Raw genomic sequence first — 18,583 nt, 5'->3', positions numbered from 1 at the left:
TTCAAGGGGCTGGCGCAGAACCCACGGGGCGCTGAACCAAAGCAAAGCCGCGAACGCTTGCCACCACCGGCCATTGGGTCGGCCAAGTGGGTCGGTCGGTTCGTACCAAAGCCATTTCTCCTTCTTCGGGTGAGCGCCGGGGTGCAGGGCTTTGTCGGTACAAGGCAAAAGAGGGGAAATGCACCCCCCACTGCACTGCGCTTTGTCCTGCTGAGTGCAAGGCCAAGGCGTTGACCGGTTGCTGTAAAGCTTGGCTCCACCAAGGCAGCACGCCCAAGCCCAGCACAGCGCAGCTACCCATGGCCAACAAGCCAAAGCGTGGCAGTTGATGAGGTACAGGTAAAAAACGGCTCGACAACAGCCACAGCACTTGCACCAGAAGCACCGCTGCGCTGATGGATCGCACAAAGTGGGGCGTATCGGCGCTTTGTAATAAACCACGGTAAAGACTGTCACCAATCCATTCGGGGTGGTCACGTAAAAGGTCAGGAAGCGTTAGCAGCAGGACCATCCAAGCCGTCAATAAAACCGCACACGCCCACCACCAACGGTTGTTGGCATGCAGCCCAGCATAGGTCAGCAACAGCACCACACCAGGCGCCGCATACAACACATAGTGCGGCAACTTGGTGGCCGACAATGAAAAAAACACCACCACAAAGCCAGTCCATACCAAGGCAAAGCGCAAGAGCGGGGTATCCCACAGTTGTTTCCATCGAGGCACCAAACTGATGGCCAGCGGCGTCCAAGGCATCCAAAGCAAAGGCAAGACGAGTACAAAGTACAACCACCCCCCGCTATGACCTTCCATGGGCGCACTGAAGCGGTCTAAGTTGTGGCGCAGAAAAAAACCTTGGATAAAAGCATCGCCATGGCGCAGCCATGCATAGACATACCAAGGCGCGGCCACTGTGCCAAAGATAAGCCAAGACCAACCATCCCGCAAGGTTCGAAAAACCAAACCTGGCGAAGGCCCCAACCATTGCCAAAGCAACAGCACGCACGCTGGTATCAGCAAAGCCACCGGCCCCTTGGTGAGTACCCCCAAGGCCATCCATAAAGCCATTCGCCTGAGTGCTCGTCGGTCGTTGTTGCAGAGGTAGCGCCACAGATCCAAGGCGCTGAGCATCAGCCACAGACCCAGCAAAGCGTCCGCGGTGGCGGTTCGTGCCATGGCCCAAGGCCCCAAACTGCTGGCAAAGACCATGGCAGCCAGCATAGCGGCGCGGGGCCCCCAAGCTTGGTAGGCGCTCATTGCCAGCGCCAAACAAGCAAGCCAAGTTGCCAGTGCAGAGGGCAGTCGCAAGGCGAATTCACTTATGCCAAAAACCTTCACGCTAAGGGCTTGCAGCCAATACACACCTATGGGCTTGTCAAAGCGGTCAGCGCCATTGAGGGTAGTGTGGCCCCAGTCGCCACTGACCACCATTTCGCGGGTGGCTTCGGAAAAAGCCCCTTCATCTACATCAAACAACAGGCTTTGGCCTAGGCCCAGTAAGAAGTAGCCCAGCAACAGCAATGCGCCTAGCCCTAGCCACCAGCGCCGAATGGGCGCTTCAGACCCTGCCATGCCAGCCTTCGTTGTGTTGCGGGGTAGGCGCGTCCACCAAATGGTAGGCCTGCGCTTTGCCACCTTCGTAATAGGTGCGCATCAGTAACTCGGCCAGCACGCCAGTTGTGAGGAACTGCAAGCCACCCAATACACAGAAAAAGCCAACGAACATCAAGGGCCGCGTGCCAATGGATTCGCCCATGAATTTCAGCGCCATCAAATAAACCAATATGCCCATGCCAAGCGCTAACACCGCCAAGCCAATGCCGCCAAAAAAGTGGCCAGGACGTGTACCGAAGCGCAAAAAATAATGGATGGACAGCAAGTCCACGATCACCCGCAGGGTGCGGGATATGCCGTATTTGGATTGACCTTTGGTTCGAGCGTGGTGGCGTACTGGTAATTCGGCCATGCGGTCAGGTGAAGTGACAGTCGAGAGCCAAGCGGGGATAAAGCGGTGCATTTCGCCATAGAGGCGAATTTTGCGCAAAACCGGCGCCCTAAAGGCTTTCAAACTACAGCCCAAATCTTTGAAGTTCAGACCACTTACCTTGCGAATAAGGCGGTTGGCAAAGTAGGAGGGGATTTTGCGCAACAAAAAACCATCTTGACGGTTTTGCCGCCAGCCCGCCACGATATCTTTGTCTTCGCGCAGCAGGTGCTCGACCAGCATGGGAATGTCACGTGGGTCGTTTTGCAAGTCGCCGTCCATGGTGACGATGACGTCCCCTCTGGCGCAGTCGATGCCAGCTTGCATGGCGGCGGTTTGGCGAAAGTTACGCTGTAAACGTAAAGCACGGATGTGTGGTCCGACCTCGGCGGCGTGCTGGCTCAAGCGAAACCATGTGCCGTCGGTGCTGCCATCATCGATGATGACCAATTCCCAGGGCCAAGGGTAGTGGCTGAGCGCAGCTTGAACGGCGTCGATCAAATCGGCAGCGAGCTCGACTTCGTTGTACATGGGTACCACCACCGATAAGCGGTGTGCTGGTATTCGGCTGGGCATTGCTTCGGTGGCGTCGTGCGGGTGGGGCATGTTCGGGGAGGTCATTCAGCTATTGTCGCTATTTGCAGATGCGGGTTGTGGCCAGCGTAATACTGCCCAGGCAAGGAGAGCCGCACCCAAGGATACCGACAGACAAAAAACGTGGACCAGCAAGGCGGCTGCTGGTAATTGGGTGGCCACATGGGCGTCGGTGATGCCAGCCGCTAGCCAAACACCTGCTTCGTAAGTTCCCAGTCCTGCAGGGCCTTGCAATGGCAATAAACCAGCCCACTCGCCGCCTAATGCGCCTTGAAAAGCAGCTTTGACGGGTATGTCCAAAAGCGAAGACAGCAAGATGGCCACCACGCACAGCTTGCAGACCCAGTTGCCAAGCGACAGCAGCCAAGCGCTGCGTGCGGCTCTGCGGTGCAGCATGCTGCGCAATACCCGTGCCCAAGCGCTTCGACGCTTGAGCAGCAAAAGCCAATACTTGGCGGGCAACATGACCAAGCCCAAAAGTACACCGCTACAAAGTACTGGCCATGCCCAGTGCAAATCTGGCCACAGCCACACCAGTAGCAAGCCCAAAACACCAGCATCTTGAATGCGCAGCCACATCAAACTTCGTAACGACTGAGTCACAGGGGCGGCAAAAACGTGTTTGACCAGCAAGGGGTAGCCCGCTTCGCCCGCTCTAAAGGGCAACAACAGCACCGCTGCGTTATGCAACAGCACCAAGCGCATGGCTGTTAGCAAATTCACTGGCCTGCGCCAATGCCACTCTTGTTGCAGACGATGGCCACGAAACACAAAACTCAGCAGCCACAGCAGCGTGCAAGCCAGCCACAACCAAGCAGGCAATTTCGCCGCGCTTTGCGTCATGCCCGAGGCGTCTACATGCCTGAGCAACCAAAACAGCAACAACCCGCCTAGGCTCCAGCCCAGCAACAGTTTCGACCACTTTTTAAGCGCAAACCGCGCAGTCATCCCTGCGACCTTTGGTGCTGCAAACCCAAGTAACGGCTCACAGCGCTCAGCAGTCCTATGAGTGCAACCAAGCCCATTGCCGCTTTGGCCGCAAAATCTGGGGGCGCGGTTAGCACCACATAGATCGCCAAGCCTGCCTCCAAAATAAGCAACAGCCAACTGCCAGAACGTGCAGACAAATAAGGCGTCCAGGACCACCACCATTCCCAGCGCTGAGCCAACCAAGCGATCCATATGCCTAGCCCTAGGCCTGCGATCACATCCGCTGGCCAATGGGCTCCCACCACCACCCTTGAGAAGGCCACCACCAAGCCACCTAAAATCAAAGGGATCAGTAATGCCTTGCGGCGCAAAAGTGAGGGATACATGAGCACGATCAGGCAGACCAAGGTTGACGCTGCCAAGGCATGTCCGGAGGGCATGGCGTTGGCAGACGCAGGCGGGTTGCCCATGGGGCTGAGCAGTGTGATATCCAACACTGCCAAAGGCCTAGGCACCGACAACCACATCTTCAAAGCGGGTGAGACCACAGAACCAATCAAGAAACCTTTGACGGCCAAAGCCGCACCTTGGCGAGTAGATCTGCCCGCCGCCAGCAACAACAGCAGTACAACTGCAGCGTCACCCCCTTGGGTCAGGAAAATCCAAAGCCATGCAGGTCCCAAGTCGGCTGAGTGCACGGCCAGCATGGCCTCGCGGTTCCAATCCGAGCGCCACAGTGCCCAAGCCAAAATCAGCAAAAGTGTGGCCATGGCCAGTGCGATCGACTGGCTTCTTGCCGATACCCGCGGAATTGAGCTAAAAAGCTGGCGCATGACGGATCTGAGTCTCAACAAGCAATGAATTCCAACGATTGAATGACATGAGCAAAAAAGTATTGGTAACAGGTGTGGCGGGTTTCATAGGCTCACACTTGGTGAAAAGCTTGCATGCCTTGGGCTTTGAAGTGGCCGGTTGCGACAAAGTTGACCCCGCCACGGGCATCGGTGGGGCCGCTGATGCGGCAGACCCGTTTTTGGCACGCTTGCGCAAAGAGCGGTTGGCAGCCTGTGTTACCAAGTGCGGGGTAAAGTATTTTCAAATCGATATAGGGCAAACCGATGCCTTTGCTTCAGTGGTGGGACAGTGGCAACCCGACACGGTGGTGCACTTGGCAGCGCAAGCAGGTGTCAGACATTCCATGCAAGCGCCCATGGATTTTGTCACACCCAATCTGGTGGGTTTTTCCCATGTGCTGGATGCTTGCCACCGCCAGCAAGTGCCGCGTTTGCTCTACGCCAGCTCGTCCAGCGTTTACGGAATGCGCAGCCAAGTCCCTTTCATGGAAACCGACCGTACCGACCAACCGAAATCGTTTTATGCTGCCACCAAAATGGCCAATGAAATGATGGCCTACGCCTACCACTCGCAGTACGGTATGGCGTCGCTGGGTATGCGGTTCTTCACGGTGTATGGCCCATGGGGTCGTACCGATATGGCCCCTTTTATGTTTGCCCAAAACATTCGCCGAGGACTGCCCATAAAGGTCTTTGGCGAGGGCAAGCTGCGCCGCGACTTCACCTATGTGGATGACATTGTGGAAGCCATTGTGGGTTTGGTTGCTAGTCCCCAGTTGGTGCAAGCGGCTCAGATTGTGAACATGGGCCATCAGCGCCCGGTTGAAGTCAACGCCTTCATTGACATGCTGGCGGGCCATTTGAAGCGTCAACCCATCATCGAGTACGCGCCCATGCAGGTAGCTGACGTGCCCTTGACCTGCGCGAGTGAAGACCGCTTGGTGGGTATGCTGGGAAGCTGGCGCGAGACCCCTTTGGATGCCGGTTTGGAGCATTTCGTGAAATGGTTAGAGGCATGGGACCCAATGACCTGAATTTGCCCCTAGACTCGCCATTAGCCCCCAATTTATCCAACTATTTTCTAGGACCAGCTATGAAGAACCCCTCATTTTCAAAACGTTTGCTGTGCATGGTTAGTCTTTCATTGGCGCTGCCCTTGCTCGCAGTTGCATCCGATCTGCCTGCAGCTTCTCCCGCTTCCAAGGGCTTGGTGGCAGAGCGACTGACACGCATTCGCCCCGTCATTCAAGCCGAAATTGATGCCCAGCGAATGCCTGGTGCAGTATTGCTGGTTGCGCGTAAAGGCGCCGTGGTTCATGCCGAGGTGGTGGGCTTGCAAGACCCTGCGACAGGCAAGCCTTTAAAGCGTGACAGCTTGTTTCGTGCATATTCAATGACCAAACCCATGGCGTCGGTTTTGACGATGATGATGGTCGAGGAAGGTCAACTACAGCTGGCCGACCCCGTGGGTAAATTTCTCCCTGCATTGGCCAATATGCAAGTTTTGGCCAATCCCGCCGATGCCGCCAGTGCCACAGTGCCAGCAACAAGGCAAATCACTGTTTATGATTTGTTGCGGCATACCTCAGGCATTACCTACCCTGAATTTACCCGCTCACCCAGCATGCGCAGTGCTTACCAGCAAGCTGGATTGTTCTCCCCCGACATTCCTTCTGTGTGGATCACGCTCACGCCTGAGCAACAGATTGAAGCATTTGCCAAAGCGCCTTTGCAATGGCAGCCTGGCAGCACTTGGGAATACAGTTTGTCCACCGACATGCTTGGCCGTGTTTTAGAAGTTGTTGGCAAAAAGCCTTTAAGCATCTTGCTAGAAGAAAGATTGATCAAACCCTTGGGCATGAAAGACACTCACTTTGTGGTGCCTGCCAGCAAGGTAGACAGGCTGGCACAAGCGCTGGCTGTTGACCCCCTCACCAAAGCGCCCATGGCGGCCATGTTAGACGTCACCAAGGCTCAGGGCAATGACTCTGGCGGCGCTGGTCTAAGCACCACCGCAGACGATTACCTTCGGTTTTGCCAGATGCTTCTCAACGGCGGCAGCTTGGATGGTCGACGATATCTCAGCAGAACAACGGTTGCACTGATGACCTCTGACCATCTGGGGCCCAAAGTCGCCACGCCCTTGCAGCCAGGCGAACTTCTAATGGGCGTACAAGGCTATACCTTTGGCCTAGGGTTCATGGTTCGCCAAGGCGCAGGTTTGGCCAGCGTGCCAGGCTCTGAAGGCGACTATGCTTGGGCAGGTGCGGGTGGTACGTTTTTTTGGGTAGACCCCAAAGAGCAGCTTATTGGGGTGCTGATGGCGCAAACCCCTGGTCCCATTCGCCAATACTATCGGCGCATGGTCAAACAAATGGTTTACCAAGCATTGGAGTAAAAATGCCCATCTCAGAAAAAAAGCTGATCGATCACCTAAACAAAGAGGTTTATTGCAAATTGGGGGTTTCACCTGTACACGGCATAGGCGTGTTTGCCGTGCGAGATATTCCCAAAGGTATTCACCCACTTAGGAGTTACTTGAACGTCAAGGAGGTGGACATTGAGAAAAAGCTGATTAAAGACTTACCCAAGGGTGTCAGGCAACAAATCGATACCTTTTGCTTCTACAACAAGAAAACTGTATCTATACCTACGATCGGGCTCAATTCATTCGATTTGGCGGTCTATCTCAACCACTCCAAAAAACCGAACCTGAAGTTTAAGAAAGCAGGCGTGCTGATCAGCCTTAGGAAAATCGCTGAAGGTGAAGAGTTATTTATCGATTACGACGTCAGTTTCGGTGAGAAGCACTTTTTCTGAAAACCAGATTAACCCACCATGGCCAAAACCATGGTGTCGTCGGTTTGGGTAACGGCGGTTTCATCTCGGAAGATTTGGTTGAACTGATGGGGTTTGAAGTCAGTGACCAAAGGCGAGGTGGGATCCGTGGCCAAGGGGTGAGCCGGATCAATCAATGCCATGGCGTAAATAGGCTCAAAGTCGGTCACAAATAAAGCTTTGTAGCCATAGTCGTCGACGGGGCCGAGGTTGTAGTAGCGCAACCCATTCTTTGCAGCCCAGCGGCAAGCTTGCAAACAGGCGTAAATGCCAGGTGAACGATTTTTATGGGCACGGTTCCATTGGCAAAAACTACCATAGAGCTGGTTGTACTTTGGCAGCAATATAGAAACGTCGGTCAGCACCAACTCACCCTCTGTGTCGCGCACCCTTAAGACCAAAACTTGCAAGTCGCGTACGTAGTCGACAAAGCCCGCTACCTCGCGGTCATCTATGCAGTAGTTGGCGAAGTGCTCTCCCCCCATTTCGAACATATCGTCAATGCTCAGTTGGCTGCCAGGAATAAGCTCCTCGGTGTAAGTGAAATGTTTATATTGCTTGTCGAGTTCGCGAAATTTGCGTTCACGACGGGCTTCAGTCCAGAAGTCGTCTGCAAAGGTATCGACCAAGCCATACTTGTCGTTGATAGGCACTCCGTAGGGGCTGTCGGGGGGAAGCGCATACACCACAAACGGGCGCGGTGCGAAGTTCATCATCTCTTCAGAGACATTGATATAGGGACAAAGCGCATCCCAACGGGTGGTGTAGTAAAGAATATCGTTGTGGTCGCTTTCAACCAGTAAATTGTCCTCGGTCCAACTTTGGTATCCCACATGCCGCACTTTGGGTGCCGAGGAGAACAAGTTCGCAGGTTTAAACTGGTAAAGCGTGCCATTCATAGTGTTGCCTTTTGTGTTGATTTTTTAGGTTTGGTTTTTTTAGGTTTTATTTTTTTCAAGTCGAAATAGGTTTTATCTACTGCGAAGTTTTCTTGCAAGAACACAGGGTCAGTGGCTTCGAGTTTGGCCACGGTACGCGAAACCTTGGCCATATGGGCTGAGGCATCGCTGTTGACGTCTGACAAGCCTTGGGTATAAACATCCATCAAGGGGCAGTCAGCATCAAAGTAGAAATTTTGTTTTTGGGGGTTGTAGCTCAAAGGGTAAAGCGTGCAACCAAAAGGCTTGGCTTCGCCAAGCGAGCAACCTTGGGAGCCAAGGTGGTCGCATTGGGTTTGGATGCAAATGCTGCCAAGCCGTTTTTCTTCTTTTCGGGTGAGGGTTATTTCAAGGGAGGGATAACCAGGCTCAACGTTACAGCAACGCTGGCATTCGGCGCAGTGGTCAAACAACACGCATCAACTCCGAGCGATACATGGTGCGACCAAAGAAGTGCGCATGGGGCAAACAAATACAAGTGTCATCAAGCTTCGGTAGGTTTGAAATCGGCATCATCGAACGAGCTTCAAACCAAAAATCCTTATGTAGTGAACACATAGCAACAACATGAATAATTATTAACGGATTTGACATGTTGCGTCAAGAAATCCTTTTTTGTTTCTTTAGGTGATTTAAACGATTTACAAACAAATGTTTAGACTTCAATGCTCTCGACTTACTTGATTGAATGCAGTCCAATTGCATTGCCATCGGTGTAGCCAATGATGGCAATAAAGCCGTTCGATCCGATGCTGCGTTTGGCTTTGAAAACTCGACCACCATGGTCAATGGCACGTTGCATATCTGCGACATGAATTTCAAACCAAGCAACTCGATTGCGATGCGTAGGCCTATTCATGGCTTCTTGGGTTCTGCAGCAGCGACTTTCACAACGTCGCCATCGGTGATGCCATCAGGGGGGCTTTCAATCACTCTGTCCGATGCTTCCAAGCCTGAAGACAGTTCTACCTTGTTACCGTAATCACGTCCTATCACCACTGCTTTAAGTACCACTTTGTTTTCTGGCGAAACAGTCGCTACACGCAAGCCAGCTTTGGTAAAAATCAAGGCGCTGGGCGGCAAACTCAGGCTGGAAGAAATACCAGGTAACTCAAAGCTAACGTTTGCAAATCCTCCGGGCAACAAAGTACCGCTGGCGTTTTCAGCTGAAAGCTGAACCAGCATGCTGCCCGACCCCGAGTTGATAGCCTGCGACATGGTCTGCACTTTGGCGATGAAGGTTTTTCCGGGACTTTCTGGCACTGTGAACTTGGCGATGGCGCCTTTTTGAATTTGTGCCACATAGGTTTGTGGCAAATTCACATACAAAAGCAAACGTTTGATGTCAGAGACCACAAATAATTCGCTGCCTGCACTGCCCCCCACGTTGATCAGCGCACCCACATCGGTATTGCGAGCGGTGATGACCCCATCAAATGGGGCAACGATGCGGCTGAAGTTTTTCAGGGCTTCAACACGGCTGACATTGGCTTGAGAGGCTGCAACAATGGCTAGCTTGGCTTTAAGATCGCCGAGTTTTTCTTCCACGGCTTGAGAAGAGACAAAATTGGTGGCCAGCAAAGATTGCCAACGCTTGGCGGTGTTTTCCGAGAGGGCCGCATTGGCTTGCGTGCTGGCTAACTCAGCCTTGGCTTGAAGGATTTGTTGATCAAGGTCTGGTGTATCGATTTCAGCCAACAGTTGGCCTGCTTTGACATGCGAACCGATGTCTACTTTCCAACTTTTCAAATAGCCACTGATGCGAGCATAAATAGGCGCTTTGGAAAAAGCTTCGATGCGACCTGGTAAGTCTAAGGTAGGGGTTGCATTGGCTGGTGCCGGGGGGATGACGGAAACGGTCATGACCGTTTGCGTTTGAGCATGGTCCTTCAGAAGTTTTGCATCTGTTGAGCGTGAACTGATGCCGCTGTAAACCACATAAGCTGCCACTGCAGCGCCCAACAACAGGGCGGTCCATAGCAGGCCGCGCGACACAGTAGGGGTTGACGACTCAAGCATGCTTTACTCCGAAAGACGAGGGTGTGGAGCGTGATTGCCCACGTTGGGTATGAACCAGACTAAATATAAGAGGGACGATGACCAAGGTGGCAACTGTGGCAAAGCAAAGTCCGCCGATAACAGCTCGCCCTAGCGGTGCGTTTTGCTCGCCGCCTTCACCCAAGCCCAATGCCATGGGAATCATGCCAATGATCATGGCCAAAGCCGTCATCAGCACCGGCCTGAACCGCACAAAGCCTGCGTCCAATGCCGCGGCCAAAGGGTCACCCCATTCATCTAGGCGCTCGCGGGCAAAGCTAATGACCAGCACGCTATTGGCAGTTGCCACACCCATGCACATGATGGCACCGGTCAAGGCAGGCACGGACAATGTTGTGCGGGTGGCGAACAACATCCACACAATACCCGCCAGTGCTGCAGGAAGAGCGCTGATGATCACAAAGGGGTCTCGCCAAGACTGAAAATTCACCACGATCAAGAAATAAATCAGCACCACAGCGGCCAACAAGCCCCACAGCAAACCAGAAAAGGCTTTTTCCATGGTTCTCACCTGACCCAGTAAAACCACTTTGGTTCCTTTGGGTAAATCGGCTTCGGTTTCAGCAATGACGCGGCGCACCTCTTTGGCCACGGTGCCCAAATCTGTGTCTTGGGTGGTAGCGTTGATCTGCACCATGGGTTGAATGTCGTACTGGCTCACCACGGCATTGCGGGTGGTTCGGTTAAAGCTGGCAATCCCACCCAATAGTTGTTGGTTGTTATTAACCCCAGAGGACACTGGAAGATTCGCCAAATCACTTAACGAATCTAAGTTGTATTGAGGCGCTTGCATGACCACGCTGTAGGAAATGCCATTAACGGGATTGAGCCAATAGGTTGGTGCGACTTGGCTGCTACCTGCAAGATTGACCACCAAGTTGTTGGTGACATCTCTGGGCGTGATCCCAAGGTCTTGGGCTTGTCCGCGGTCCATGGTCACGTCAAACACTGGACTTTTGGCTGATTGTTGTATGCGGGCATCAGCAACGCCTGGTATGCCACGAATTTGCTTCAACAGCTTATTGGCGTACTCAAAATTACCTGCCAAATTCGCCCCCCTGATTTGAATATCAATCGGTGCAGGTGCGCCAAAATTCAAAATCTGACTCACGATGTCTGCAGGTGGAAAGGAAAAGACGGTATCTGGAAATTCCGTTGGCAAGATTTTGCGCAGTTCTCGAACATAGTCAGCTGTCGGTAAATGTCCTTTACGCAAAGCAATTTGGATGTCGCCGTCTTGGGTGCCAATCACGCCGGTATTGTTGTAAATGAGGTTAATCCAACTGGGTGGCAAGCCGATGTTGTCTACCAAGGTCGTGATTTCTTCAGGCGGAATGACCTTCAGAATAGTTTTTTCAATAGCGGCAAACCTAGCAGCAGTCTCCTCTACCCGCGTTCCTATGGGGACGCGAGCATGGATCAGAATTTGCCCACCATCGACATCAGGAAAGAAGTTGCTGCCCAAATAAGGCAAGAGCGCAAATGACGCCAAGATAAAACTCATGAAAACCGTGATGACTTTGATGCGGTTGAACAAGGCCAGATGCAAGACATTTCGGTAACCTGCCCGAAATTTTTCAAAGCCCGACTCAAACCCTCGCTGTAATTGAACCAAAGGATTGCGACTGGCGGGCAAGCTTTGGTTGTTGCCATGCATATCGGTATGCGCTGCATGCGGTTTGAGCAAATAGTTGGCCATGGTGGGAACCAATGACCTGGATAAAAAGAAAGAAAACGCCATGGCCAACATCACCGCTTCAGCCATGGGCACAAACAGGAACCGCGCAACCCCGTCTAAAAAAAACATCGGTACAAACACAATACAAATGCACAACAGCGAGATAAAGGCTGGCGTGACAATTTGTGCAGCACCGTCCAAGATAGCAGTCTCTACATCTTTACCTTGCTCAAGGTGCCAGTTGATGTTTTCAATGGTCACGGTGGCATCGTCCACCAAAATACCGACAGCCAATGCCAAACCACCCAAGGTCATGATGTTGAGCGTTTCGCCAAGAGCGGCCAATCCCATGATGGCACCCATGATGGACAAAGGGATGGAGATGGCAATGATGATGGTCGAGCGCCAACTGCCTAGGAAAAGAAAAATCATCGCGCTGGTCAAGGCCGCAGCAATCGCGCCTTCCATGGCAACCCCACTGATTGCTGAGCGCACAAAAATCGATTGATCGTTCAGAGGTTTAACTTCCAAAGTAGGTGGTAACGAAGCCTTCATGGTTAGCAGTTTTTCGCGCACACCATCGACAATGGCCAAGGTGGACGTGGTGCCGTTCTTGAGTACGGACATCAATACAGAGCGATTGCCATCGACATGCACAATATTGGTTTGCGGTGAGTTGCCATCATGCACATTGGCTACATCTCGAAGGTAAATCATTGCGCCATTAACTGACTTGACGGGGATATTGGCCAAGTCTTTGATCTCAGTGGCCGCATTGTTGAGGTTGATGGTGTATTCGAAACTGCCAATCTTTTGGGTGCCTACTGGCGTGACGATATTTTGAGCCGCTAGCGCAGTGGCCACGTCTTGAGCGCTTAGGCCGCGCGCTTGAAGCTCGGGTAATTTCAAATCCACTTGAACAAGACGCGACTTTCCACCGTAGGGAAAGGGAATAGCGGCACCAGCGACAGTGACCAAGGGGGTGCGCACTTGTGTGAGCCCGAGGTCAGCCAAATTTTGTTCTGATAGCCCCTTGCCCGATAACGCTAATTGCAAAATGGGGACGGTCGAGGCGTTGTAATTCACAATCAAGGGCGGCAAAGTGCCGGGCGGCATTTGACGAATCATCACCTGAGAGATAGCTGTCACCTGCGCATTGGCTACGGCGATATTGACACCCGGATGGAAAAAAATCTTAACAATGCCAACGCCAGCATAGGAATTGGCCTCTATGTGTTCTATGTCATTCACCGTGGTGGTCAGCACTCGTTGATACAAGGTGGTGATACGCCCAGCCATTTGATCTGGTGGCAAACCCGTATAAGCCCACGCCACTGCAATGACGGGTATGCGAATTTCAGGAAAGATATCTGTCGGTGTTCGCATCGCAGCCAAAGGGCCGAGTACCAACATCAAGAGTGCCATCACCACAAATGTATAAGGCCTTTTAAGGGCTACGCCCACCACATCTACCAGCATACTTCTAAGCCCCTAGGTTCAATCAAAGATCAGCGCAAAACACAAAGTTTCTAGCATGGGTGTTAAAGCACGGTCTGTAAATAGTTCAACACCCAGGCCGCATCAGCGTCGCTTGGAAACACTGGGTAATGTACTTGTTGAATCGTACCTTCATTGGCCACCAAGGTTAGCCTTTTAATCAATGTTTTTTCGGCAGCGATGAAGGTGGGCAATTGCAATGCCTTTTGAAATTGCAGTTCATCGTCGCTGAGCACTGGAAAAGGCAATTGCAAGCGTTCGGTCATTTCTTGCTGGTATGCCGTGGCTTGTGTACTTAGGCCAAAGACTTGCACTCCCAATGCTTTAAGCGTTGGGTGAGCTTGTTTGTAAGCGTTGGATTGGGGGGTGCATCCCCGTGCACCTGGTATTTGGTCCCAACCTGCTGGCAAGGGTACACCTGGTATGCCTGTCATGGGGTAGCAGTAAATTACTACCCAGCCCTTTAAATGCCCGACATTGACTTGCGCACCATGCGTCCCCATCATTGCGATAGATGGCAGTGACAACCCCATCAAATGTTGGGCAGCACCATCGTCTAGGGGCACTGGAAGGTTATCGGGTGTGGTGTTGTAGTTGGACATGGTCGTGCTTCAGGTGGCAACAAATCTATTTTCGCTGAGCTTTGCCCAAACGACTTGGCACTTAGGTGTCAGTTAGGCAAAAGTACCAATGCCCCAATGCTTTGACGAGACTCAAGTCTTGTGTGTGCTCTCGCTGCTTCTTTCAAGGCAAATTGTTCTGTTTGTACGGGTAGCAAAACACCCTCACGAAAGGCTTGCCAAACTCGCTCTGCCCTTTGGTTAAGCAAGGCATGTGTGGCTACGTACGCAAATGCAACTGGTCGAGAAAAACTGACAGACTTCTCCACCAACCAATCCGGCGATATGGGCTGTAGTGGGCCGCTGGCTTGACCAAGACTGATCCAATGGCCACAAGGGGCAAGAGCGGCAAAATTTTCTTCTCTCGCGCCATCCCCTAGACCATCAATGATGACATCGGCTCCCTTAGAAATGCTGTGAACGGCGGCGCTGAATGTGTAATCAGAGGTAACGATGACATGCTGGCACCCATGGTCACGTGCAATTCGCGCTTTGGCCTCGGAGCTGACGGTGCCTATGACCAATGCGCCCATGCTTCTTGCCCATGCGCATACCAAAGTCCCTACACCACCAGCTGCTGCATGAACCAAGAGGCGGGTTCCCGCTTTCACTCGGCCAAGGTCGTGTAACAAATACTCTGCTGTGATGCCTTTGAGCAAGCTTGCTGCTGCGGTCACATCATCAATACCAGCACCCAAACGCACGGTCCAAGCCACAGGGACATTACGAACCGAGGTGTAAGAACCAGGGGCAGGGCCCATGTAGGCCACACGGTCTCCGGGTAAAAGACTGGTCACATCAGGACCTACGTCAATCACCTCACCGGCTGCCTCCATCCCAGGGGTGCCGGGTAAGGGAAGAAATTCTGGAATCCAGCCTTTGCGTAAATAGACATCAAGGTAATTCACACCTATAGCGTTTTGGCGGATACGAACCTCACCAACGCCAGGGGGAGGCACCTCTGTGGTTTCAGCTCGCAATTGAACAGCATCACCATACTCACGCACTTTGATGGTTTGTGCTGCAATGGGCGAAGATTGAAGCACAGGCTTGACGCCCGTTGTACGTGCTGTGTTGCGCACAAACGTACTTCCCAGTTGCAGATGTCTTTTAAGGTTGACGAACCCAGCTTCATACACCCCGTGGGCCACCATGTCCCGCAGCTCTTTTTCCATACCAGGAGGTGTTGCAAAAGAAGAAGCCCAGTGCCAGAAAGTGCGCTGCCCGTCTGTCACTGGTTTTAAAGTGATGGTCGCAACATAACGTTGCAATGGAACAGTCGCCTCGACAATGGTGTAGGTGCTGATGTAGTCTTTATCAGACAAGCTAAGCAGCATCTCACGAATATGGCTGCCGTCTTGTAAAGTGAAGTTACGCACACAGCCTATACGGTCACTCTGTTTACCGTCCTCAATCTCACTGCGGTCAACTACTTCATGCCATTGGTCATGGCTGTTGAAGTCGCGCAAAACTGCCCATACTCTATCAATAGGGGCATCGATGACAGTCGAGCGGACAACTTTTTGCAAAGCCATTAGCGACGCGAAGAAAAATGACGCTTCAAAGCGTCAAATCCAACTTGAAAAACACCTTGCCCTATAGAGTTTGACAACTCAGCTTCGCGCTGAGGCGGGCAGTCAAATTCTGCACTCCACTCGGCGAAACAGCGACCTCCGTCCGTGATGGGGGTCAACTTCAGGGTGGCGACATAGTTGTCAACCCCCAAGGGGCTTTCCAAGATACTGTAAGTACAGGTGAAGTCATAGTCTGACAAAGCCAGCAAGCGTTCACGGATAAGCCCACCATCACGCAAGTGAAAGTAGCGAACACAACCTACCCGGTCCGAAGCTTGGCTATTTTCAATGCGGCTGTCTGCAATCGCGGGATGCCATTGAGGCAGGGCATTGAAGTCGCGAATTTTGGCCCAGACAGCATCAGCACTCGCATCAATCACGCTGGAGGTGTAGACCTGAATCAAAACACTACTCCTTGAGCGCTGGTGGTGTGACGGGATCGCTCATGCCTGCATTGGCACCAGACACGCCTGAGACCAAGCGTTGTATGTCGCCGCCTTCAAGGCCAATCTCTTTCAAAAGCTGGTCAACAATGGGTGCCTGTGCTCTGAAACGCAAAGCAGAATTGACAATGCCATCTGCAAAACCGACTTGTCCATGGTTGTCAGAGCCACCATGACCGCCGCCAGCTAAGCCGTCAACATGCATGATTTTGATACCCTCGATACGCTCCATGGGGCGCACCGATTCTCGAATAATGGCCTCAGCCTTCTCAACCAAACGCATCCTCAAGGCAGAAGCCCTTGCCTCAGGCGTCAAAGTGTTGTGCGCCTTGTTCATCAACATCAGCGACTCCGCCTCAACTTCAGCGCGAATGCGTTGAGCCATGGCACGAATTTTTTCTGCATCCGCATCCGCTTGGGCATTCGCACGAATAGCCGCGCCTCTGCTGGCGCTGGCGTTTTCTTCAGCCTGTGCGGTTTGCACTATGCGCATGGTTTCGCGCTCAATATCTTGCTGGGTAGCAATCAGTTCAATTTCTTTTTGGCGATTGGCTACTTCAACTTCGCGAGCGGTGAAAACACGTTCTTCCGCACTGACAGCCAATGCACGCGCTTCGTCCGCCTTGGCCAAGGCCTCGCTGTGTTGCTTGCTTTCAACCGCAACAGCAATCGCACGTTGTTGCTCAGCCAACTCTAAGGCCTTGCGACGTTCGATCTCGATCGATTGCAAGTTTTGCTCCTTTTGAATCCGCTCTTTTTCGATGGTTTCATCCGAATGGATACGCGCACTCTCTATCGATTGACGGGCAATGATTTGAGCGCTTTCTGCCTCTCGTTCGCGCTCCACACGCTCGGTCGTGAGTTCAGAGCGCTGGCGAGCCCTGGCAAATTCAACTTCTCTGTTTTGCTGCAGGCGAGCAAGTTCCGATTCGCGGTCAATACCCAAAGACAGCTTTTCTGCTTCAAGGTTTTTATTGCGAATTGCAATCAAGGTATCTTGTTCTACATCGTTGCGTTGTTTTTTACGGTGCTCAATTTGTTCTGTCAGTCGGGTTAAGCCTTCAGCGTCAAAGGCATTGCTGGGGTTGAAATACTCCATGCTGGTTTGATCGAGCTGCGTTAAAGATGCGGCTTCAAGCTCTAAACCGTTTTTGGTTAAGTCTTCTGCCACTGCTTCACGTACACGACGCACATAAGCACCACGTTTCTCATGGAGTTCTTCCATGGTCATGTCAGCTGCAGCGGTTCGCAGGGCATCAACAAATTTACCCTCAATCAATTCTTTCAGGCGTTCTGGCTCCAAAGTCCGTTGCCCCAGCGTTTGAGCGGCCGCTGCAACAGACTCTGGTTTTGCAGCAACTCGAACATAAAACTCAGCAATGACATCGACACGCATACGGTCTTTGGTAATTAAAGACTTATCACGCCCTCGAATGACCTCAAGCCGAAGGGTGTTCATATTCACAGGAATCACATCATGCAAGATGGGGAGCACAAATGCACCACCATCAACCACCACTTTTTCTCCGCCTAGGCCAGTACGCACAAATGCACGCTCTTTGCTGCTGCGTAAATAAAGCCAATGCAGCAACCAAACAGCGATGGCAACGACAATTGCTAAAACGATGAGGCCGAGTAAAAACTCACCAAATTGAGAGCCCGTCATGGTCAATTCTCCAGCATATAAAACAAACAACAGTCAACACAAACGACTTGCTTCATTGAGAACCTTTGCGTCGCAGGTTCACAAATTGGCGAGTGGTATCCGTTAAAGCAATCTCCGTGGGTAGACGTTCCATGGAACTTGCCCCATAAAACCCGTGCAACTCTGGGCATTGCTGCAAAATCCATTCGGCATCAATGGGTGTTGCAATCGGGCCGCCGTGGCACAGCAGTAAGACATCAGGTTTGACTTTTAAAGCAGCTTCACACCACTGGTGAATGGGCTCAACACAGTCACTGAGCTTCATGGCTGTGTCTGCACCAATACTCCCACCTGTGGTCAATCCCATGTGGCACACCACAATATCTGCACCAGCTTTTGCCATGTCCGCTGCTTGGTCGCTATGAAACACATAAGGTGTGGTCAACAAATCAAGGGAATGTGCTTGTCGAATAATGTCTACTTCTAAGCCGTACCCCATGCCAGTTTCTTCAAGGTTGGCACGAAAAAGTCCATCAATCAGCCCAACCGTTGGGAAATTTTGAATGCCAGAAAATCCAAGACGAATCAGTCGATGAAGGAATTCTTCAGGCAGCATGAAAGGATCCGTGCCATTGACACCAGCCAATACGGGTGTGTGCTTCACCACGGGCAAAACTTCTTTCGCCATATCGCACACGATATCGTTGGCATTACCGTAAGCAAGTAAACCAGCCAATGAACCTCTGCCTGCCATGCGGTAGCGGCCAGAGTTGTAAATCACAATCAAATCGATGCCGCCAGCCTCTTCACATTTAGCGGACAAACCGGTACCTGCACCACCGCCAATGATTGGCAAGCCTTGAGAAATTTTTTGGCGCAAGTTGGTGAGAATGGTTTGACGAGCGATACGCGGCATGTTCTTTCCTGTTCTT

At 52.2% G+C, this 18,583-nt stretch carries 18 protein-coding genes; 4 read left to right on the top strand and 14 right to left on the bottom strand.

Translation table 11 applies throughout. The features are described from left to right. Window position 1: 1 nt before the first annotated feature. From AC9UEO_RS08125 to AC9UEO_RS08110, 4 genes are read right to left on the bottom strand one after another with little or no spacing between them, the layout of a single operon-like run. On the bottom strand, window positions 2-1,570 hold the full coding sequence (locus AC9UEO_RS08125) for an ArnT family glycosyltransferase (RefSeq protein WP_509531987.1): 1,569 nt from the start codon (window positions 1,568-1,570) through the stop codon (window positions 2-4). After that, the gene (locus AC9UEO_RS08120; protein WP_509531984.1) at window positions 1,557-2,603 is read right to left on the bottom strand and encodes a glycosyltransferase family 2 protein; all 1,047 of its coding nucleotides are present in this window, start codon (window positions 2,601-2,603) and stop codon (window positions 1,557-1,559) included. The genes AC9UEO_RS08125 and AC9UEO_RS08120 overlap by 14 nt, the downstream gene beginning before the upstream one ends. Then, entirely contained in the window at window positions 2,604-3,524 is a 921-nt protein-coding gene (locus AC9UEO_RS08115) for a lysylphosphatidylglycerol synthase domain-containing protein (protein WP_509531982.1), read from the bottom strand. Next, window positions 3,521-4,276 (bottom strand): phosphatase PAP2 family protein, encoded by a 756-nt coding sequence (locus AC9UEO_RS08110; RefSeq protein WP_509531979.1) that lies wholly within the window; start codon window positions 4,274-4,276, stop codon window positions 3,521-3,523. The genes AC9UEO_RS08115 and AC9UEO_RS08110 overlap by 4 nt, the downstream gene beginning before the upstream one ends. Before the next feature lie 110 nt (window positions 4,277-4,386). Between AC9UEO_RS08110 and AC9UEO_RS08105 the strand changes: the two genes are divergently transcribed. From AC9UEO_RS08105 to AC9UEO_RS08095, 3 genes are read left to right on the top strand one after another with little or no spacing between them, the layout of a single operon-like run. Next, window positions 4,387-5,394 (top strand): NAD-dependent epimerase/dehydratase family protein, encoded by a 1,008-nt coding sequence (locus tag AC9UEO_RS08105; RefSeq protein ID WP_509531976.1) that lies wholly within the window; start codon window positions 4,387-4,389, stop codon window positions 5,392-5,394. Window positions 5,395-5,453: 59 nt separating this feature from the next. Continuing rightward, window positions 5,454-6,758 (top strand): serine hydrolase domain-containing protein, encoded by a 1,305-nt coding sequence (locus AC9UEO_RS08100; RefSeq protein WP_509531973.1) that lies wholly within the window; start codon window positions 5,454-5,456, stop codon window positions 6,756-6,758. Window positions 6,759-6,760: 2 nt separating this feature from the next. After that, a complete protein-coding gene (locus AC9UEO_RS08095) occupies window positions 6,761-7,180 on the top strand; it encodes an SET domain-containing protein-lysine N-methyltransferase (protein ID WP_509531971.1) in 420 nt (139 codons plus the stop codon). 8 nt (window positions 7,181-7,188) lie between these two features. Here the strand turns inward: AC9UEO_RS08095 and AC9UEO_RS08090 are convergent, their stop codons facing one another. Both AC9UEO_RS08090 and AC9UEO_RS08085 read right to left on the bottom strand, forming a co-directional pair. Continuing rightward, window positions 7,189-8,097 (bottom strand): GNAT family N-acetyltransferase, encoded by a 909-nt coding sequence (locus tag AC9UEO_RS08090; RefSeq protein WP_509531968.1) that lies wholly within the window; start codon window positions 8,095-8,097, stop codon window positions 7,189-7,191. Then, entirely contained in the window at window positions 8,094-8,303 is a 210-nt protein-coding gene (locus AC9UEO_RS08085) for a hypothetical protein (RefSeq protein ID WP_509531965.1), read from the bottom strand. The genes AC9UEO_RS08090 and AC9UEO_RS08085 overlap by 4 nt, the downstream gene beginning before the upstream one ends. Here AC9UEO_RS08085 and AC9UEO_RS08080 point away from each other — a divergent pair. After that, a complete protein-coding gene (locus AC9UEO_RS08080; protein ID WP_509531962.1) occupies window positions 8,286-8,696 on the top strand; it encodes a hypothetical protein in 411 nt (136 codons plus the stop codon). The genes AC9UEO_RS08085 and AC9UEO_RS08080 overlap by 18 nt on opposite strands. Window positions 8,697-8,812: 116 nt before the next feature. Here the strand turns inward: AC9UEO_RS08080 and AC9UEO_RS08075 are convergent, their stop codons facing one another. The 8 genes from AC9UEO_RS08075 to AC9UEO_RS08040 form a co-directional block, all read right to left on the bottom strand. Further along, window positions 8,813-8,995: a VOC family protein gene (locus AC9UEO_RS08075; RefSeq protein ID WP_509531959.1), complete on the bottom strand. Its 183-nt coding sequence runs from the start codon at window positions 8,993-8,995 to the stop codon at window positions 8,813-8,815. After that, entirely contained in the window at window positions 8,992-10,155 is a 1,164-nt protein-coding gene (locus AC9UEO_RS08070) for an efflux RND transporter periplasmic adaptor subunit (RefSeq protein WP_509531956.1), read from the bottom strand. Before AC9UEO_RS08070 ends, AC9UEO_RS08075 begins: the two co-directional genes overlap by 4 nt. Next, window positions 10,148-13,348 (bottom strand): efflux RND transporter permease subunit, encoded by a 3,201-nt coding sequence (locus tag AC9UEO_RS08065; RefSeq protein WP_509532088.1) that lies wholly within the window; start codon window positions 13,346-13,348, stop codon window positions 10,148-10,150. The genes AC9UEO_RS08070 and AC9UEO_RS08065 overlap by 8 nt, the downstream gene beginning before the upstream one ends. A gap of 65 nt (window positions 13,349-13,413) precedes the next feature. Next, on the bottom strand, window positions 13,414-13,971 hold the full coding sequence (locus AC9UEO_RS08060; RefSeq protein ID WP_509531954.1) for a peroxiredoxin: 558 nt from the start codon (window positions 13,969-13,971) through the stop codon (window positions 13,414-13,416). Window positions 13,972-14,039: 68 nt separating this feature from the next. Continuing rightward, window positions 14,040-15,524: an SRPBCC family protein gene (locus AC9UEO_RS08055; RefSeq protein ID WP_509531951.1), complete on the bottom strand. Its 1,485-nt coding sequence runs from the start codon at window positions 15,522-15,524 to the stop codon at window positions 14,040-14,042. After that, entirely contained in the window at window positions 15,524-15,967 is a 444-nt protein-coding gene (locus AC9UEO_RS08050) for an SRPBCC family protein (RefSeq protein WP_509531948.1), read from the bottom strand. The genes AC9UEO_RS08055 and AC9UEO_RS08050 overlap by 1 nt, the downstream gene beginning before the upstream one ends. Before the next feature lie 4 nt (window positions 15,968-15,971). After that, entirely contained in the window at window positions 15,972-17,672 is a 1,701-nt protein-coding gene (locus AC9UEO_RS08045) for a flotillin family protein (protein WP_509531946.1), read from the bottom strand. A gap of 52 nt (window positions 17,673-17,724) precedes the next feature. Then, on the bottom strand, window positions 17,725-18,567 hold the full coding sequence (locus tag AC9UEO_RS08040) for a phosphoenolpyruvate hydrolase family protein (RefSeq protein WP_509531943.1): 843 nt from the start codon (window positions 18,565-18,567) through the stop codon (window positions 17,725-17,727). Window positions 18,568-18,583 lie beyond the last annotated feature (16 nt).

Source organism: Limnohabitans sp. (assembly GCF_040401495.1).
GTDB lineage: Bacteria > Pseudomonadota > Gammaproteobacteria > Burkholderiales > Burkholderiaceae_C > Limnohabitans.
This window is presented reverse-complemented; position numbering and strand designations above follow the sequence as displayed.

Excerpts from the sequence above, each read along its gene's own strand:
- AC9UEO_RS08115 (WP_509531982.1), bottom strand. The coding sequence starts at position 3,524 with ATGACTGCGCGGTTTGCGCTTAAAAAGTGGTCGAAACTGTTGCTGGGC.
- AC9UEO_RS08070 (WP_509531956.1), bottom strand. The coding sequence starts at position 10,155 with ATGCTTGAGTCGTCAACCCCTACTGTGTCGCGCGGCCTGCTATGGACC.
- AC9UEO_RS08040 (WP_509531943.1), bottom strand. The coding sequence starts at position 18,567 with ATGCCGCGTATCGCTCGTCAAACCATTCTCACCAACTTGCGCCAAAAA.
- AC9UEO_RS08055 (WP_509531951.1), bottom strand. The coding sequence starts at position 15,524 with ATGGCTTTGCAAAAAGTTGTCCGCTCGACTGTCATCGATGCCCCTATT.
- AC9UEO_RS08105 (WP_509531976.1), top strand. The coding sequence starts at position 4,387 with ATGAGCAAAAAAGTATTGGTAACAGGTGTGGCGGGTTTCATAGGCTCA.
- AC9UEO_RS08090 (WP_509531968.1), bottom strand. The coding sequence starts at position 8,097 with ATGAATGGCACGCTTTACCAGTTTAAACCTGCGAACTTGTTCTCCTCG.
- AC9UEO_RS08045 (WP_509531946.1), bottom strand. The coding sequence starts at position 17,672 with ATGACGGGCTCTCAATTTGGTGAGTTTTTACTCGGCCTCATCGTTTTA.
- AC9UEO_RS08100 (WP_509531973.1), top strand. The coding sequence starts at position 5,454 with ATGAAGAACCCCTCATTTTCAAAACGTTTGCTGTGCATGGTTAGTCTT.
- AC9UEO_RS08125 (WP_509531987.1), bottom strand. The coding sequence starts at position 1,570 with ATGGCAGGGTCTGAAGCGCCCATTCGGCGCTGGTGGCTAGGGCTAGGC.
- AC9UEO_RS08120 (WP_509531984.1), bottom strand. The coding sequence starts at position 2,603 with ATGACCTCCCCGAACATGCCCCACCCGCACGACGCCACCGAAGCAATG.
- AC9UEO_RS08085 (WP_509531965.1), bottom strand. The coding sequence starts at position 8,303 with ATGGATGTTTATACCCAAGGCTTGTCAGACGTCAACAGCGATGCCTCA.
- AC9UEO_RS08095 (WP_509531971.1), top strand. The coding sequence starts at position 6,761 with ATGCCCATCTCAGAAAAAAAGCTGATCGATCACCTAAACAAAGAGGTT.
- AC9UEO_RS08060 (WP_509531954.1), bottom strand. The coding sequence starts at position 13,971 with ATGTCCAACTACAACACCACACCCGATAACCTTCCAGTGCCCCTAGAC.
- AC9UEO_RS08110 (WP_509531979.1), bottom strand. The coding sequence starts at position 4,276 with ATGGCCACACTTTTGCTGATTTTGGCTTGGGCACTGTGGCGCTCGGAT.
- AC9UEO_RS08075 (WP_509531959.1), bottom strand. The coding sequence starts at position 8,995 with ATGAATAGGCCTACGCATCGCAATCGAGTTGCTTGGTTTGAAATTCAT.